This window comes from Streptomyces sp. NPDC039480 (assembly GCF_055597165.1).
On record NZ_JBVITX010000007.1, the window covers coordinates 388,535 to 404,401 of the forward strand.

The window sequence follows — 15,867 nt, forward strand, 5'->3', positions numbered from 1 at the left end:
GGGAGGTAGTGGGGGGACCGCGCACGCGCGGAGCGCGAACGGAGCGCACGCGACCGCTCCCCGCCACCTACTCCGTGTACTCCCGCCAGATCCGCGGCGGCAGAACGCTGCCGCGCTGCGACTTCGCGCCGCCGACGCCCGACATCGGCAGCAGCCGCGGCTCTCCGGGACGCACCCGGAACATCGTCACCGCCGTCGACAGGTCCTCGGTGAAGCCCGTGAACCAGGCCGACTTGAGGCGGTCCTGGTCGCCGGTGCGGCCCGCCGCGACGTTCAGCCCCAGCTTCTTGCCGCCCGTCCGCAGCGCGCCGGTGACCTCCTGCGCCACCTGCGGGTCCAGCGCGCGCCGGGACGACGGCGGGGCAAGCCCGGGCAGCTCCTCGCCGTCCTTCACGACCTTCGTCACGGAGTAGGGGTCGCGCTGCACGCCGTCGTTCGCGAACGTCCCGTACGCGGAAGCCATCCGGATCGCGCTGGGCGTCGACGTGCCGATGGAGAACGTCGGCTCCAGGCGGGCCATGCTGTGCCGCAGCAGCCCGGCCGCGACGGCCGTCCGGCGGACCGTGTCCCGGCCGACGTCCCCGCCGAGGCGTACGTACGTCGCGTTGCCGCCCGACACCAGGGCCTCGCGGAGCGTGGGGCGGTCGGGGTCGGGGAGCCCGGCGGCCGGACGCAGGGTGCCGTCGGCGGCGTAGCGGCTGTCGGCCAGGACGTTCTGCCGTACGCCGGGCACGCGGCCCTTCAGGTGGGCCTCGGCGACCGGCGGCTCGTCCCGCACCGACACCCCGTGCTGCAACGCGGCGGCCAGCACGAACGGCTTGAACGCCGAGCCGACCGGCACCCCCGACGTGTCGGCGTTGTTGGTGAAGTGCCGGGTCGCGTCGGGCCCGCCGTACAGCGCGACGACCGCCCCGTCGGAGGGCCGCACGGACGCGGCGCCTACCTGCACGTGCCGGTCGGCCGGGCGCTTCTTCGGGTCGAGGTCGCGGTCGATGACGCGCCGCACGGCCCGCTCCAGGCGGCGCACCTCGTCCTTGTCGAAGGTGGTGTGGATCTCGTGGCCGCCGCGGGCCAGCTCCTCGTCGGTGAGGCCGGTGTGCTGCTTGACGTACCGGTTCGCGACGTCGACGAGGTAGCCGGTCTGGCCGCCGAGGCTGGTGGAGCGCGACTGGCGGCGGGGCTCGGGGAAGGTGCGGTACTTCGCCCGCTCCTTCTTGCTCATCAGCCCCACGTCGACCTGCCGGTCGAGGATCCACGCCCAGCGCTGCCGCGCCCGCTCGTGGTTGGCGGCGCCGACCGAGGGGTCGTACAGCTCGGCGCCCTTCAGGAGGGCGGCGAGGAGTGCGCCCTGGCTGGGGTTCAGCTTCTTGGCGGGGATGCCGTAGTAGGCGTGGGCGGCGGCCTCGATCCCGTTGGCCCCCCGCCCGAACCAGCTGGTGTTGAGATACCCCTTGAGGATCTCCTCCTTCTCCTTCACGCGGTCCACCTTCAGCGCGATCACGAACTCCTTGACCTTCCGCGTGACCGTCTGGTCCTGCGAGAGGTAGGTGTTCTTCACGTACTGCTGGGTGATGGTGGAGCCGCCCTGCGTCTCCTTGCCGCGCACCATGTTGACGACGGCGCGGGCCAGGCCCTTGGGGGAGACGCCGGAGTCCTCGTAGAAGGTCTCGTTCTCGGCGGCGATCACCGCCTCGACGGCGGACGGCGCGATCTGGTCCAGCTCCACGTTCTGCCGGTTGACCTCGCCGGTGCTGACCATCTGGGTGCCGTCGGACCAGTAGTAGACGTTGGCCTCGCGGCGGGCCGCCGCGTTCTCGTCGGGGATGTCCACGCTGACGTACACGCAGATGAAGAGTACGGCGACCGAGGTGACGAAGAGCGCGAAGAGGGCGAGGAGTTGCCGCCAGGAAGGGAGCCAGCGGCGGACGCCGCTCCGGCCGGCGCGCGGGTAGTCCACGAGCCGCCGCCGGCCACGGCGGCGCGACTTCTTCCCCTGAGCATGTGTCCCCATGCCGGGAGAGAGCGCGCCGCACGCGGCCGGGTTGGCCCGGAGCCTGTTTGCGGTACGTAACAGTCCGCCGCGGGGAGGCGGGCGGGGTCAGCGGACCTTCGTCAGGTTCCCCTTGTCCTGGAGGGTCGCGATCCCGCGCGCCCAGAGGGAGTTGACCCGCTGGCGCTCCGTGGCGTTCGGAGTCGCGTTGGTGCAGGACGGGCCGGGTCCGCCGCCGGACATCAGCTCGCTGCACGGGCCCCGGTAGTTGTCCGGCAGACCGAGCACGTGACCCGTCTCGTGGGACGTCACGCGCGTGGAGTTGTACTGCTGGTTCTGCCGGTAGTCCAGGAAGATGTAGCCGTGCCCGCGCCCGTCGGTATAGGCGTACGAGCCGCGCGAGTCATTGCCCTCGCGGTACTCGAAGTCGGCGCCCGACGTGGTCTCCTGCAACTGCACGTTGCTGACCGAGGAGTTCCATATCCGGGTGCTCTGGGCTATCTGGCTGCGGAAGCTCGGCGCCCGGCTCGTGCTGTACCGGACGGTGACGGCCTGGATGCCCGGCTCCGCCGCCTGCCTCTTCAGCGCCGACTTCATGACGGCCTCGAAGAACTGGCGGTTGGCGGCCTGGTCCTCGGCCGAACCGGCGTACGTGGAGAGGGAGTACGCGGAGGTGGGCTTGACGGTCTCGGGGGCCGGGGCCGCGAGGGCCGTGGGGGCGGCGGCGAGGGAGGCCACGAGAGCGGCGGCGCCGAGCGTGGCGAGGAGACCGGTTCTGGATCTGTTCATGGGGGTGTGTCCCTTCCGGGATGGAGGCCTGCGGGTGCGGCCTCCGGTCGGGACGAGTATCGGGAGCGTGGGCGCGTTCGGACCGATGCCATTCGGTGATAGCGCGAAAGCATCAACCGACCGGACGGGCTGTTTGTGGCGGGGCGTTGTGTGTGGGGGCTCCGCGTGTACGGGCTCCGCGTGTACGGGCTCCGCTACCGCACGCGCCTGATGCGGTGGACGTCCCGTACGCACAGGTTGAGGAGCGTGGCGGCGACGATGATCCCCGTACAGACCAGGAGCACGGACCGCCCGGCGAACACGGGTGAGACGAGCGCGACGACGAGATAGCCGAGCGGGATCGCGAGCCGCTCGCCGATCTGGTTGAAGGAGCTCATCCGGCCCAACTCCGCGTCCGGCACGTGCTGCTGGAACGCCGTCACCCAGGCGACGCCCGCGACATCCAGGGCGATGCCCGCGAGCACGGCGGAGAGCAGCAACCAGGGCAGCGGCAGCCGGAACGCGAGCCCCGCCAGCGGCAGCGCGAGCCCCGCACTGGCACCGACGGCCACGGTGAGCAGCCGGTCCGGCCTCCACCGCAGACACACCACGGCCCCCGCGAGCAGGCCCAGCGAGAACGCGCCCTGGATGAACCCCCAGGTGCGCGCCCCCTCGTACTCCTGCTCGACGACGACGGGCCCGAGCAGCTGATAGCCCGCCAGCCAGGCGGCGACGAGCACCGTCCCCGCGGCCGTGTACGTCCACAGCCAGGTCCGCGACCAGAAGCCCGACCAGCCCTCCCGCAGATCGGCGAGCGCGCCGGCCTTCGTGACCGGGGCGCCGAGCCGCAGCCCGAGCAGGAGCAGCGCGGCGACGGCGAACGTGAGCGCGTCGAAGCCGAGCGCCCAGGCGGGGCCGCTCACCGCGACGACGAGGCCGCCGGCCACCGGGCCGACCACCTTGACGGCGTTGACGGGCAGCCGCAGCAGGGCGTTGGCCCGCTGCAGCTGGTCCGGTGGGACGAGCTGCGGCACCACGCCCTGCGCGGCGGGCGTGGTGAACGCCACCGCGGCCCCCGAGACGAAGCCACAGGCGGCGATCGCCCCGGTGCTCGCGTGCCCGGTGCCCACGACGAGGGCGAGGACGCCCTGTGCGGCCGCCGCGAGGAGATTGCCGAGGAACAGCAGCCGACTGCGGGACAGCCGGTCGGCGAGGACACCGCCGACGAGCAGGAGGGCCACGGTCGGCACGGTGGTGGTGGCCAGCACGAGACCGAGCGCCCCGGCCCCGCCGCCCGCGCCGATCACCGCGTACGCGAGGGCGAGCGGGGCCATCGCGGACCCGGCGGCGGAGACGAGCTGCGCGAGGACGAAGCGGCGGAAGGCGGGCGTGTATGCGGGGGTGGGCGTGGGGGTGGATGCGGGGGTCTCGGTGGTGGTCATGGTTCCCCCGGTCCGTGGTGGTGCGGCTGGCCAGGCGGGCAGCTTAGGTGGTGGGGGTGGTGCCGGGGCCTGGTGGGGGACGGGTGGCGGCGTGGCGGCTGGTCAAAGGGCGGGGGGTGTACGGGAATTAGCGGCGGGGGTGATGAATTGCTGTTGATGCGGCACCGCACTTTGGTGCCGTGCGTACGCCCTGTCACGTCACCGTTCCCCTGGGAGGCCCACCATGCCCGAGACCCCCGCGTCCGCCCCTGCCCCCGCGTCCACCCCTGCATCCGCAGCCGCCTTCGACCCGCGTGAGCTGCTCGCCGAGTCGCGGCTCGGCGTACTCGCCACGATCAAGGCGGACGGCCGCCCGCAGCTCTCGCCCGTCATGCCCTTCTACGACAGGGAGGCGGGAGTCCTCCACGTATCGATGACGGAGGGCCGGGCGAAGACGGCGAACCTGCGCAGGGACCCGCGGGCCACGCTGGAGGTGACAGGACCCGACGGCCGTTCCTGGGCCACCGCCGAGGGCACGGCGACCCTGACGGGCCCGGGCACCGACCCCGAGGGGCCCGAGGTGGAGGCGCTGGTGCGCTACTACCGCGTCGCGGCCGGAGAACACCCCGACTGGGACGAGTACCGCGCGACGATGGTGGCCGACCGCCGGGTGCTCATGACGATGACGGTCGACCACGTGTACGGCGAGCGGCTCGGCTGAGCCGGCTCGTCAGCGGCCTCGCGGGGTCACGGTCGCGGGGTCACGGTCATGCGGATGTCGTCGGCGGCCCACAGCACGAACCGCTCGACGGGCGTCACCTCGTGCCCCGGAGCGAGCCGGAAGCGGAACCGCTTGAGCAGGACGGCGAGGATCAGCTCGGCCTCGACCATGGCGAGTCCGGCGCCCTCGCAGCTGCGCGGCCCGATCCCGAACGGGATGTAGGCAAGGCGCGCCCGTTTCGCCACCGCTTCCGGCGTGAACCGCTCGGGGTCGAACCTCTCGGGCTCCGGCCAGTGGTCCGGGTTCATGTGGACGGCCCAGAAGGGGAAGAAGAGGGTGGTCCCGGCCGGTATCTCGTACGGGCCCAGACGCAGCGTTTCCGTCGCCTCCCTGGCTCCGTACGGCCCGGGCGGATAGAGCCGCATCGACTCCTTCAGCACCATGTCCAGGTAGGTGAGCCGCCGCAGGTCGGCGTAGTCGGGCGCGGACCGGTCACCGAGGACACGGTCCAGCTCGCCGGCGACGCGCTCGGCGATCTCCGGGTGGCGCCCCAGCAGGTACAGCGTCCAGGAGACGGCGACTCCGGTGGTGTGGTGGGCGGCCAGCATGGTGATCATGACGGTGTCGCGGATGCGGGCGGGGGAGGTGCCGGAGTCGATGAGGGCGCGGATCAGGTCGCTTCGGTCGCTCTGGTCGCTCTGGTCATGATGCGTGGCGACGACACGGTCGACGGTGTCACGCAGGTACGCCAGCGCGCGATCGGCCCGCGCCGCGCTCTCGTCCTGCTCGTCCCCGGCGACGCGGTAGATCCGCCCGAGGTGCTCGGTGAGCACGTCCTCGAACGCGCCTACGACCTTGTCCGGCTCGACAACCAGCCCTCCACCAGCACCTTCACCGGCGCCGCCCACGCCTAACGCGTACGCACAGATCATCCGCAACGACAGCCCGGTCAGATCCTTCTGCAACGCAACGGTCGACGCACCACCCGTACCACCCGCCCCCTCCGTCGCCCACTGGTCGGCAAGCCCCTCCACCAGCGAGACGAACTCCCCGAAGTGCCGCTCGTGGGAGGGCCGCCCGGCGAACACCTCCAACAGCACGCGCCGCCAGGGCCCGTGCTCCTCGGCCCCGATGACCTGGAGGTTCCCGGCCTCGCACAGGGGCGCCAGAAACTCGAACAACGGTGCGGGCCGCTCGTCGATCCGGGCGGTGGCCTCCAGCAGCACCGGATCGGCGACGGACACGGCGGCCCCCACCCCCGGCAGCTGAAACCGCACCACGGGTCCGTACTCGGCGTGCAGCCACAACTGGTAGAGGTGAAGCCCCCCGGCGGCCGTGATGGCCCCGGCCCCACCGTCATCACCCCACTCGGGCCCGGGAATGCGCATGGCGGTACCTCCTCGACGCTGCTGCCCTCAGACGCTGATGCCCTCAGGCCAACGAACGGGAGAGGTACGACGCCCGCACGTTTCCAGCCACGTCCGCGGGAATGGGGACGCGACAAGGCCCCCGCCCGGCTCTCGCGCCGGAGGGGGCCTTGGGTCATGACTGGGGCAAGCCCTAGTCCATCACCAGGTCGCCGAACTCGGTCTCGGAGTTCTCGACGACGCTGGTGACCAGGTTGTGGTCATTGCCGATGCCGTAGTCGCCGTCATCCTCGTTGGCGGCGGCGGCTCCCGCGCCACCCAGGACGGCGAAGGCGGCAAGAGCAGTGGCAGCGACAGCAGTGCGGATACGCATGTGTTGCCTCTCTGAGAGGTGTGAAAGGGGACATTACGGGCTTCCCCGCAATGTGGCGGGAAGCAATCCCCTCAAGCCCCAAATCATCCGAACGGCCGCTGCGGCCGAAGGGGGCGCTTTTTCCTCTGTTGCTGCTGATACTGCGGCTATGAACTTAGGTATTGCCCGTGTGCTGACACACGGGATACACAACTCGGGGTCGGCATAGCGTGGTTACTGACATAGGGGGGCCTCAGTCCATGCTGACCAACTCCGTGATCCTGGTCGTCGACGACCACAAGGACACTCTGTTCGCGTTGGAGAGCGCGTTGGGCCCTCTCGGCTACCCGCTGGTGAGCGTCTCGAACGGCGACGACGCGTTACGGGTGATCCTGCGGGGCAACGTAGGGCTCATCCTGCTCGACGTGCGCATGCCGGGCGTGAGCGGCCTCGACGTCGCGCGCTACGTACGCCGTCTGGAGCAGACGCGTTCCATCCCCATCATCCTGCTGACCGGCTTCGACGTCAGCCGCGAGACGGCCGCCGCGGCGTTCCACCTGGGCGTGGCCGACGTGGCCCTCAAACCCATCGACCCCCTGACCCTGCGTACGAAGGTCCGCTACCTCTTCGAGACGTACGGGCAGCTGAAATCGATGCAGCGGGAGATAGACGAACTCCGCGCCCAACTCAAGTCCGGGACGACGAAACCACCGGCGGACAACCACACCGAACGCCGCCGCGCCCGCGGCCCCCGCTCGGAGAGGTGAGCACACCGACAACCGAGGCGGGCGCACCGACAGCCGAGGTGAGCACGCGCCGACAACCACCCCCGACCAAGCCACAACGATCGGTTGTGCCCCCCTAGGGTGACCCCCGTGGACACCGAGGCACTCCGAACCTTCGTCCGGGCGGCCGAGCTCGGACGCCTGCAGCACGCGGCCGAAGAGCTGGGCGTGACGCAGCAGGCCGTCTCCAAGCGCATCGCGACCCTGGAGCGCGAGCTGGGAGCCCGCCTCTTCACCCGTACCGCCCGAGGGGTGGAGCCGACGCTGGACGGCCAGGCGTTCCTCCCCCACGCCCGGAGCATCGTCGCGGCCGTCGAACGCGCGCTCGCCTCCGTCAGACCGGGCTCCCGGGCCCTTCGGGTGGACGTACTCGGCCTGCGCAGCGCACAGGCCGTCATCCTGCACGACTACTGGCGCTCGCGCCCCGGGACCAACCTCGACGTGGTGACCCTCCGCACGGACGACCCGCGCACGGCGGCCGCCGCGGTCGCGGCGGGCGACATCGACGCCTCGTTCCGTACCGTCATCGACCCGGACGCCCTGCCGCCCGACGTACGGATGATCCACGCGTTCGACTCCCCGCTGGAACTTCTCGTCGGCCCGCGACACCCGCTCGCCGCAGCGAAAAGCCTGACGCCACGACAGCTGCGAGGGCACCGGATCTGGGTGCCGGGCATCGCACAGGGAAGCGAATGGGCGGACTTCTACGACCAGCTCGCCACGGAGTTCGACCTACGCGTCGACGCGGCGGGCCCGCACTTCGGGGACGAAGTCCTCCAGGACACCCTGGCGGACTCAGCCGACCTGGCCACGCTGGTCGGCGCCCGCGACCGCTACACCTGGCCGCCGGCCCACGACCTGGGCCGCATCCCGATCAGGAACCCGACGCTCGCGTACCCGCTCTCCCTGCTCCTCCCCACCACAAACCCCCACCCGGGCGTCCGAGGCCTCATCACACACCTCGCCACCCTCCCGGCCCTCCCCACCCCGACCTGGCGCCCGTCCTGGGCCCTGCCCCTCCCAGAAGGCTGATCACGCCATGCCCGCCAACCACCTGATGCGCATCCACAGCCCCGAGTTCCAGGCCATGGCAGACCGGGTCCTGCGAGCCACCGAACTCACGTCCCGCCTGAACGTCCTCCCCTTCGAGGACGAGGAAGGCAAGGCGACCCTGTTCCGCCAGATCCTCGGCAAACCCCTGCCACCGAGAACGACGATCTACCCGCCCTTCTACACGGACCACGGCCTCAACCTGGACCTCGCGGAACGCGTCTTCATCAACCAGAACTGCACGTTCCTGGACTACGCCGGCATCCGCATCGCCGAACGCGTGATGATCGGCCCCAAGGCCACCTTCATCACGGTCGGCCACCCGGTCACCCCCGAGGACCGCCGCACATGGCTGACCGGCGCCCCCATCAACATCGCCGAAAACGCCTGGATCGGCGCAGGCGCCACAATCCTCCCCGGCGTCACAATCGGCCGAGACGCAGTAATCGCCGCAGGAGCGGTCGTAACGGAGAACGTCCCCGCGGCCACCCTGATAACAGGCGAAAAGGCAACGCCACGCCGCCAGTGGTGAGGGAATATCTGAACGTCTCCGACCGGCGCGTGGTCAGATCTGGCTGAGGTCGATCTCCACCGGGAAGGGGGCCAGAGCCTTGAGGACGCCGGTGTACACGTCTCCCTCCCGATAGGTCTTCGTCGCGGGGTCGAGAACGTAGGTGTACACGAGGGGAACCCCTGTCGCGGCCTGCTCGACCCTCCAGTAAAAGGCGATGCCGGACTTGCTGTACTGGTCGACCTTCACGACCCGGTCGGTGGTCTCCGAGCCTGGCGACACCACCTCCGCGACCAGCAGCACGTGCTCGGGGCGGGTGGGGGTGATGTCGATCGTGTCCGCGCGGTACACGACGACGTCCGGACGGCGGTTGGTGAGCGGGACGTCCTGAAGCCGGACGTCGAAGTCCGTGTCGGCGTTCCACTCCGGGCCCGCGGCGTCATCCAGGGCGTTCGCCAGAATGCGGGCCAGCCGGTTGTGCCGCTTGGACGCACTCGGACTCACGACGACCATCCCGTCCACGATCTCGATACCGGCGCACTGTTCCTCGGACCACGACTCGTACTCTTCCGCCGTGATCTGCTCATGCATCCATGCCGGGGCCACCATCTCGACCGTCACGAAGCGCCTCCCGAAGACTGTGCTGCGGGCCTGATCCCGTTGGGTTCAGCGTACTGCCCGCTATCCGGCACGGGAGGCGATCGGATGACGACCACCTTGTGTCTCCCAGAATGTGCTTCGCGAGGGAGCGAGGTGCTGGTTCGAGCTCCGACCGAAGCCCAGGGTTGTCGCACCACTAGGACCATGATCTCCGAGACCCGCGATGGGGCGCCCGAATCAGAGTCGGGCGACGAGCCAGCTCGCAGGACGCGCTTGATCCCGTCCGCCGCCAGTACCCGTGACATCGGCCCTCTCCCGCCTTCGGGCAGAAGGGGGCCTTCCTCATGCCCGGTCCGCCAGTTGCCTCGCGGCAGCGAGCGCCTCGCCGAGCTCATCCACCCCATCCGCGAATCACTCGATCTGTACGACCTCGGCGCTGCTCCCGACGTCGCGACGCGCGAGACCCTCCAGCTGGTGACCGCGGCGGACATGGGCCGCTCTCGGACCCACGTCCCGCACCGCCCACGACGTCACGGTGGAGCTCGGGTTCTACGACCTGTCCACCATCGCTTTGGACCGCATGGACTGGGCCGCGGAGCGCGCCTCTGACCCGGTACTCGCTGCGGTACGGCAGTACATGCGGGCGCTCGTCTACCACCGCGAGGGCGAGCACACCATCGGGCTTCGCCTCGTGAACGCCGGCCACCGCCTGCTCAATTCGGCCGGCCAGACGCCGGAGTCGTCGGCCGTCGCCGGACAACTGCATCTCGGCGCCACCGTCATCGCCGCGCGCGCTCGTGACGAGGCCGCAGTGAAGACCCACCTGAGGGAGGCCAAACAGATAGCCAACCGCGCCGGCGCTGTCGAGCACGTGCACTGGCTGTCCTTCGGACCGACGAACTGGGCCGCCCACGAGCTGTCCGCGCTCACTGAGATGGGTCGATACGGGAAGGCTGTGGAGAAGGCGAAACGGCTGCGTCTGCCCAACTCATGGCCGACCTCCCGCCGTGCGCACGTTCTGATCGACCGAGGCCGCTGTGAGATGGAGACCGGCCGCACCGACGCGGCACTCGCTTCAATCGCCGAGGCCCGCAAGCTGGCCCCGCAGCAGACCCGACACCGAAACAGACTCGAGGCTGCTCCACGGGCGTATCCGCACGCACACGCTCAGCTGCGCGGTCTGCAGTACCACCGAGGCCGCGTGCACGAGTGGATGCGTAGATCGTCGGCCTCGTACTCCTGTGCACTGTGCGGCGGAGCTCAGGATCCGGCCGGGGCCGTCCACCGCTCCTCGAGATCCCGGAAAAGATGAAGGCCCAGGACCGGATCTGCCATCCGTGACCTGGGCCTCTGTCGATCTGACCTGTGTGCCCCCGGCAGGATTCGAACCTGCGACACCCGCTTTAGGAGAGCGGTGCTCTATCCCCTGAGCTACGAAGGCGGGGTGGTGGCAGTCGCGTGTACTGCTGCACCGCCGTCAGTGTAGCGGGTGGTCAATATGGGGGTGGGGGGTTGGGGCGGCCGGTCGTACCCGGCCGGGCTCCCTGCCTGCGGAGGGGGTGTTACTCGATGATCAGTTCCACCGGGATGTTGCCTCGGGTCGCCTTCGAGTAGGGGCAGTACGCGTGGGTCTTCTTGAGGAGGTCCTCGCCTGCGGGGCCCTGCAGGTGGTCGGGGAGTTCGGCTCGCATGACCACCGCGAGGCCGAAGCCGCCGTCCGTGTCCTTGCCGATGCTGACCTCGGCGGTCACCGAGACGTCCGACACGTCGATCTTCTCCTGGCGCGCGATGCTGCCCATCGCGCTCGCGAAGCAGGCCGCGTAGCCCGCGGCGAAGAGCTGCTCCGGGTTCGTGCCCTTGTCGTTGCCTCCCAGTGCCTTCGGGAAGCCGAGCGGCAGGTCGATCTGGCCGTCGGAGCTGACGGCGCGGCCCTCGCGGCCGTTGGCGGTGGCTACTGCCGTGTACAGCGCGTCCATGGGTGTCCCGTTCTCGTCGTGGTTCTCGTGCTCTTACGACGTAAGCATTGCATCCTATTTAGTTGTGCGCAACTTAATTGGGTGCTGTTGTAGAGTGAGGAGTATGGAACGTGAGGATTTCCTTCGGCTCGATGATCAGATCTGTTTCTCGTTGCACGCCGCCGCGCGCGCCTTCAACAGCGTCTACCGCGCCGCGCTGAAGGATCTGGGGCTCACCTATCCCCAGTACCTCGTGATGCTCGTCCTCTGGGAGCACGACGAGCTTCCCGTCAAGAAGATCGGCGAGCGCCTGCGGCTCGACTCCGGCACCCTTTCGCCGCTGCTCAAGCGGCTGGAGGCCGCCGGGCACGTGGAGCGGCGGCGCAGTGTCGAGGACGAGCGGTCCGTCGCCGTACGGCTCACCGAGGAGGGGCGCGCGCTGCGGGAGCGCGCCCGCGCCGTGCCCCGCGCCATCGCCGAGTCCACCGGGCTCTCCCTCGACGAGGTGCGGGACCTGCGCCTCCGGCTCAATCAGCTCACCGATGCCCTTGATGGCCGCAGTGGCGGCATAGGCGGTGGTGATAAGGGGCGGGTGTCTCGTGAGTGTGTTCGGTGAGGCGGCGGGGGGCGTAGTCCCCGGGCCGTAGTGGCGTAGCGGTGTAGTGGCTCAGTGGGTGAGCAGTCCTTCCGTCGTCTTCACCACCGCGCACTTTCCTGCCGCCCAGCGCAGCGCCATCGCGTGGTCCTCCGCCGAGAAGTCCGCCACCGCGTCGGCCACCACGAACGCCTGGATGTCCTGCATCCACGCGTCGCACGCCGTCATCAGGACGCCGATGTGGGCGTAGACGCCGGTGATGATCAGCTGGTCGCGGCCCTGTTCACGGAGGCGTTCCAGGAGGTCCGTGCGGACGAAGGCGCTGTACTTCCACTTGGTGAGGACCGTCTCGGCGGGGGCCGGGCCGATCTCGGAGGCGATCGCCGCCGCCTGTGCGTCGTCGGGCAGGCCCGGGCCCCAGAAGTCCTGTTGCAGGCCGCGTTCGGCCGGGCTCTGGCCGCCGGGCTGCGCGGTGTGGACGACCGGGATGTCGAGGTGGGCCGCTGTCTTCTTCAGCTCCGCCACGTTGGAGAGGAGTTCCGGAACCGGGGAAGCCGTGCGGTCGTACGCCGAGAGGAAGTAGTTCTGCAGGTCGTGTACGAGGAGGACGGCGCGGGACGGGTCGACCTGCCAGTCGACGCGGTTCGCCGGCAGTTGGTCGGGTGACGGCATCGGATACGGGGGGATGGCGGGGAGGGCCATGGTGGTGGGCGGTCCGTTCAGAGAGGGGAGGGGGTGCTACCGGAGGGGGTGCTGCCGGAGGGGTTGCTACTTGAGTGACGCTGCTCTTAGTGCCTTCTTCGAGATCTTGCCGACCCCCGTCTGCGGGAAGACCTCCACGAACTCCACGCGGTCCGGGACCTTGTACGCCGCCAGGCCCCTCTCGCGTACGAACTTCCTGATGGCCGCCGGCTTCACGGGGTCGGCGCCCGCGCGCAGGATGACGTACGCGCACGTGCGTTCGCCCAGGTACGCGTCCGGCTCCGCGACCACGTTCGCGTCGTGCACGGACGGGTGGGCGAGGAGGTGGTTCTCGACCTCCTCGGCCGCGATCTTCTCGCCGCCCCGGTTGATCTGGTCCTTCGCCCGACCCTCGACGACGATGTGGCCGGTCCCGGTGAGGCGTACGACGTCACCCGTGCGGTAGAAGCCGTCCGCCGTGAAGGAGCGGGCGTTGTGCTCGGGGGCCTTCCAGTAGCCGCGGATCGTGTACGGGCCGCGGGTGAGGAGGTGGCCCGTCTCGCCCGCCGGCAGGTCGTTGTCCTCGTCGTCGACCACGCGGATCTCGTCGTCCGGCGAGATCGGCCGGCCCTGCGTCGTGACGATCGTCTCCGGATCGTCGTCCAGGCGGGTGTAGTTGACCAGCCCCTCCGCCATGCCGAAGACCTGCTGCAACGTGCAGCCCAGAGCCGGCTTCACCCGGCGCGCCACCTCCTCGCTGAACTTCGCGCCGCCCACCAGGAGTACGTCCAGGCTGCTCAGGTCGTACGCGGTGGTCGGCGCCGCCTCCGTCCAGAGCAGGGCGAGCGGCGGGACGAGACCCGTGATCGTGACGCCCTCGGACTCGATGAGGGGGAAGGCCGTCTCGGGGCTGGGCTGCGGGCAGAGGACGACGCGGGCGCCCGCGTACAGCGCGCCGAGCGAACCCGGCGAGGAGAGCGGGAAGTTGTGGGCCGCGGGGAGCGCCACGAGGTAGACGCTGTCCTCGTCGACCGCGCAGATCTCGTTCGAGCCGCGCAGCGAGTAGATGTAGTCGTCGTGCGTGCGCGGGATCAGCTTCGGGACGCCCGTACTGCCGCCGGAGAGCTGGAGGAACGCCAGGTCGGACGGGGCCGGCGGGTCGGGGATCTCGACCGGGTCGGTGGCGACGTCCGACAGCGCCTCGAACGGGCCCGGGTCGCCCTCCGCCACCAACACGTGCCGCAGCGTGGGGACCTCGTCGACCAGCTTGGCCGCCAGGCCGCGGTAGTCGAAGCCGCCGAGCTGCTGCGGGATGACGTACGCGACCGCCTCGGTGAACTCGCAGAAGTAGCGGATCTCCGTCTCGCGGTGTGCGGGGAGCGCGAAGACCGGGAGCGCGCCGATGCGGAACAGCGCGAAAATCGTCTCGAAGAACTCGGCGATGTTGGGGAGTTGGACGACCACCTTGTCGCCCGGCGCGATGCCCCGGGCGAGCAGGCCCGCGGCCAGGCGATCGGCTCGGTGGTCCAGTTCGCCGTACGTCCAGCGGCGCGCGGGCCGTTGGCGGTCTTGGCCCGGATCCACGATCGCCACCCGGTCCGGGTGCACCGCGGCACGGTCGCGCAGCATCCGGCCGAAGGTCTCCCCGCGCCACCAGCCCGCCTCGCGGTAGCGGTCCGCGAATTCCTGCGGCCACCCGGGCGCGTCCACCGTGCTCGCCGTGGTCAAGGTGCTCACAGCTCCGCCCCCACCGCGTTCAGGAACGTACGGAACTTCGCGCCCGTCTCCGCGGTCTCCGCCGCCGGGTCCGACGCGGCGACCACACCCGCTCCCGCGTACAGCCGGAGACTGCGCTCCTCGGCCTCCGCGCAGCGGATGGTGACGACCCACTCGCCGTCGCCGTTCGCGTCGCCCCAGCCGACCACGCCGGTGAAGAAGCCGCGGTCGAACGGTTCCGTCTCGCGGATCACCTCGCGCGCCGTCGCCGTCGGCGTGCCGCACACCGCCGGGGTGGGGTGCAGGGCGCAGGCCAGTTCGAGGGCGGACGCGTCGGGGTCGGTGAGCGTGCCGGTCACCGTCGTGGACAGGTGCCACATGGTCGCCGTGCGGACGAGGGTGGGGCGGGACGGCACGGTCAGGTCCGTGCAGAACGAGGCGAGCGCCTGGTGCACGCCGTCCACCACGACGGAGTGTTCGTGCAGGTCCTTCGCCGACTCCAGGAGCGCGGCCGCGCGGCGCACGTCCTCGGCGAGGTCGTCGCTGCGGGGTGTCGAACCCGCGAGGGGGTTCGCGACGACGTGGTCGCCGTGGCGCGAGACGAGCAGCTCGGGGCTGGCGCCGATGAGGGTACGGCCGGGGGCCGTCGGCAGCGCGAAGGTGTAGCCGGGCGGGTCGCGGCGGGCCAGACGCTGGAGCATCGCGGGGAGGTCGAGCGGGGCGGGCGCGGTGAGTTCGAGGGTGCGGGCGAGGACGACCTTGCTGAAGTCGCCGCGCCACATGCGCTCCACGGCGGCGGCCACACCGGCGCCGTACTCCTCGGGGGAGGGCACCGGGCGGATCCGCCAGCCGGTCGCGTCCGCCGTCTCGGTGGGCAGGACGATCAGCGGGTCCGCGGTGAGCGGGGGCGCGGTGCGGAGGGTCTCGGGGACCGTAAGTGCGGCGGGCGCGGTGTGGTCGAAGGGGACCGCGCCGATGACGTGCGGCTCGGCGATGCCCGCGCGGCGTGCCTCGGCGAGGGTCGCGGCGACGCGCTGCGGCAACGGTCTCTCGTCGTGCGGTACTTCCGCGTGTGCGGTGGCGGGGGCGAGCAGGGTGCGGGTCGGGGTCGCAAGGAACCTGGCGCCCGGGGTGTAGGCGGCGAGGAGTGAAGTGGCCGCTCCTACGACGGGGTTGTTCCGCTCGGCCGTCGTGGTGTGCGTGACGGGTGGGGCGACCTGGGGTGCCGTCGACACGGGGGCTCCAAATCTCGGGGTGGGGTGGGGTGGGGTGGGGTGGGGTGGGGTGGGCAGGTGTGGCTCGGGAACTCGGTGCTCGGCAACTCGGGACTCGGGAGTCGGGACTCGGGACGCGGC

At 70.6% G+C, this 15,867-nt stretch carries 16 protein-coding genes and 1 tRNA gene; 6 read left to right on the forward strand and 11 right to left on the reverse strand.

What is annotated here, in order from left to right; genetic code table 11:
- Positions 1 to 67 precede the first annotated feature (67 nt).
- From ACZ56E_RS23685 to ACZ56E_RS23695, 3 genes are all read right to left on the reverse strand, one after another.
- The gene (locus ACZ56E_RS23685) at positions 68 to 2,011 is read right to left on the reverse strand and encodes a transglycosylase domain-containing protein (RefSeq protein WP_471217045.1); all 1,944 of its coding nucleotides are present in this window, start codon (positions 2,009 to 2,011) and stop codon (positions 68 to 70) included.
- Positions 2,012 to 2,098: 87 nt separating this feature from the next.
- Positions 2,099 to 2,779 (reverse strand): snapalysin, encoded by a 681-nt coding sequence (gene snpA, locus ACZ56E_RS23690; protein ID WP_468087130.1) that lies wholly within the window; start codon positions 2,777 to 2,779, stop codon positions 2,099 to 2,101.
- A gap of 194 nt (positions 2,780 to 2,973) precedes the next feature.
- Positions 2,974 to 4,200: an MFS transporter gene (locus ACZ56E_RS23695; RefSeq protein WP_471217047.1), complete on the reverse strand. Its 1,227-nt coding sequence runs from the start codon at positions 4,198 to 4,200 to the stop codon at positions 2,974 to 2,976.
- Between the two features lie 223 nt (positions 4,201 to 4,423).
- Between ACZ56E_RS23695 and ACZ56E_RS23700 the strand changes: the two genes are divergently transcribed.
- On the forward strand, positions 4,424 to 4,900 hold the full coding sequence (locus ACZ56E_RS23700) for a PPOX class F420-dependent oxidoreductase (RefSeq protein WP_471217048.1): 477 nt from the start codon (positions 4,424 to 4,426) through the stop codon (positions 4,898 to 4,900).
- A gap of 26 nt (positions 4,901 to 4,926) precedes the next feature.
- Here the strand turns inward: ACZ56E_RS23700 and ACZ56E_RS23705 are convergent, their stop codons facing one another.
- Both ACZ56E_RS23705 and ACZ56E_RS23710 read right to left on the reverse strand, forming a co-directional pair.
- Positions 4,927 to 6,288, reverse strand: a complete 1,362-nt coding sequence (locus tag ACZ56E_RS23705) for a cytochrome P450 (protein WP_471217050.1) — start codon at positions 6,286 to 6,288, stop codon at positions 4,927 to 4,929.
- A 172-nt stretch (positions 6,289 to 6,460) separates the two neighbouring features.
- Complete coding sequence (locus tag ACZ56E_RS23710; protein ID WP_468610389.1) at positions 6,461 to 6,640, reverse strand: hypothetical protein; 180 nt, start codon at positions 6,638 to 6,640, stop codon at positions 6,461 to 6,463.
- A 239-nt stretch (positions 6,641 to 6,879) separates the two neighbouring features.
- Between ACZ56E_RS23710 and ACZ56E_RS23715 the strand changes: the two genes are divergently transcribed.
- From ACZ56E_RS23715 to ACZ56E_RS23725, 3 genes are all read left to right on the forward strand, one after another.
- Entirely contained in the window at positions 6,880 to 7,386 is a 507-nt protein-coding gene (locus tag ACZ56E_RS23715) for a response regulator (protein ID WP_471217053.1), read from the forward strand.
- 108 nt (positions 7,387 to 7,494) lie between these two features.
- Positions 7,495 to 8,436 carry a LysR family transcriptional regulator gene (locus tag ACZ56E_RS23720; RefSeq protein ID WP_471217055.1) on the forward strand — a complete coding sequence of 314 codons (942 nt, stop codon included), beginning with the start codon at positions 7,495 to 7,497 and terminating at the stop codon, positions 8,434 to 8,436.
- Between the two features lie 7 nt (positions 8,437 to 8,443).
- Positions 8,444 to 8,986, forward strand: coding sequence for a sugar O-acetyltransferase (locus tag ACZ56E_RS23725; protein ID WP_471217057.1), 543 nt, complete (start codon positions 8,444 to 8,446; stop codon positions 8,984 to 8,986).
- A gap of 33 nt (positions 8,987 to 9,019) precedes the next feature.
- Here ACZ56E_RS23725 and ACZ56E_RS23730 read toward each other — a convergent pair whose 3' ends face one another.
- Positions 9,020 to 9,586 (reverse strand): Uma2 family endonuclease, encoded by a 567-nt coding sequence (locus tag ACZ56E_RS23730; protein ID WP_471217059.1) that lies wholly within the window; start codon positions 9,584 to 9,586, stop codon positions 9,020 to 9,022.
- A gap of 559 nt (positions 9,587 to 10,145) precedes the next feature.
- Between ACZ56E_RS23730 and ACZ56E_RS23735 the strand changes: the two genes are divergently transcribed.
- Positions 10,146 to 10,877 (forward strand): hypothetical protein, encoded by a 732-nt coding sequence (locus ACZ56E_RS23735; protein ID WP_471217061.1) that lies wholly within the window; start codon positions 10,146 to 10,148, stop codon positions 10,875 to 10,877.
- A 56-nt stretch (positions 10,878 to 10,933) separates the two neighbouring features.
- Here the strand turns inward: ACZ56E_RS23735 and ACZ56E_RS23740 are convergent.
- Positions 10,934 to 11,006 (reverse strand) — tRNA-Arg (locus ACZ56E_RS23740).
- Between the two features lie 121 nt (positions 11,007 to 11,127).
- Complete coding sequence (locus tag ACZ56E_RS23745) at positions 11,128 to 11,541, reverse strand: organic hydroperoxide resistance protein (RefSeq protein WP_471217063.1); 414 nt, start codon at positions 11,539 to 11,541, stop codon at positions 11,128 to 11,130.
- 103 nt (positions 11,542 to 11,644) lie between these two features.
- Here ACZ56E_RS23745 and ACZ56E_RS23750 point away from each other — a divergent pair, with 103 nt between their 5' ends.
- Positions 11,645 to 12,136: a MarR family winged helix-turn-helix transcriptional regulator gene (locus tag ACZ56E_RS23750; protein ID WP_471217065.1), complete on the forward strand. Its 492-nt coding sequence runs from the start codon at positions 11,645 to 11,647 to the stop codon at positions 12,134 to 12,136.
- Positions 12,137 to 12,187: 51 nt separating this feature from the next.
- On the opposite strand, the gene ACZ56E_RS23755 is transcribed toward ACZ56E_RS23750, so the two are convergent.
- From ACZ56E_RS23755 to dhbC, 3 genes are all read right to left on the reverse strand, one after another.
- Positions 12,188 to 12,817, reverse strand: a complete 630-nt coding sequence (locus ACZ56E_RS23755; RefSeq protein WP_471217067.1) for an isochorismatase family protein — start codon at positions 12,815 to 12,817, stop codon at positions 12,188 to 12,190.
- A gap of 66 nt (positions 12,818 to 12,883) precedes the next feature.
- Entirely contained in the window at positions 12,884 to 14,533 is a 1,650-nt protein-coding gene (locus ACZ56E_RS23760; protein WP_471217069.1) for a (2,3-dihydroxybenzoyl)adenylate synthase, read from the reverse strand.
- Positions 14,530 to 15,747, reverse strand: a complete 1,218-nt coding sequence (gene dhbC, locus ACZ56E_RS23765) for an isochorismate synthase DhbC (RefSeq protein WP_471217071.1) — start codon at positions 15,745 to 15,747, stop codon at positions 14,530 to 14,532. The genes ACZ56E_RS23760 and dhbC overlap by 4 nt, the downstream gene beginning before the upstream one ends.
- Positions 15,748 to 15,867: the final 120 nt, after the last annotated feature.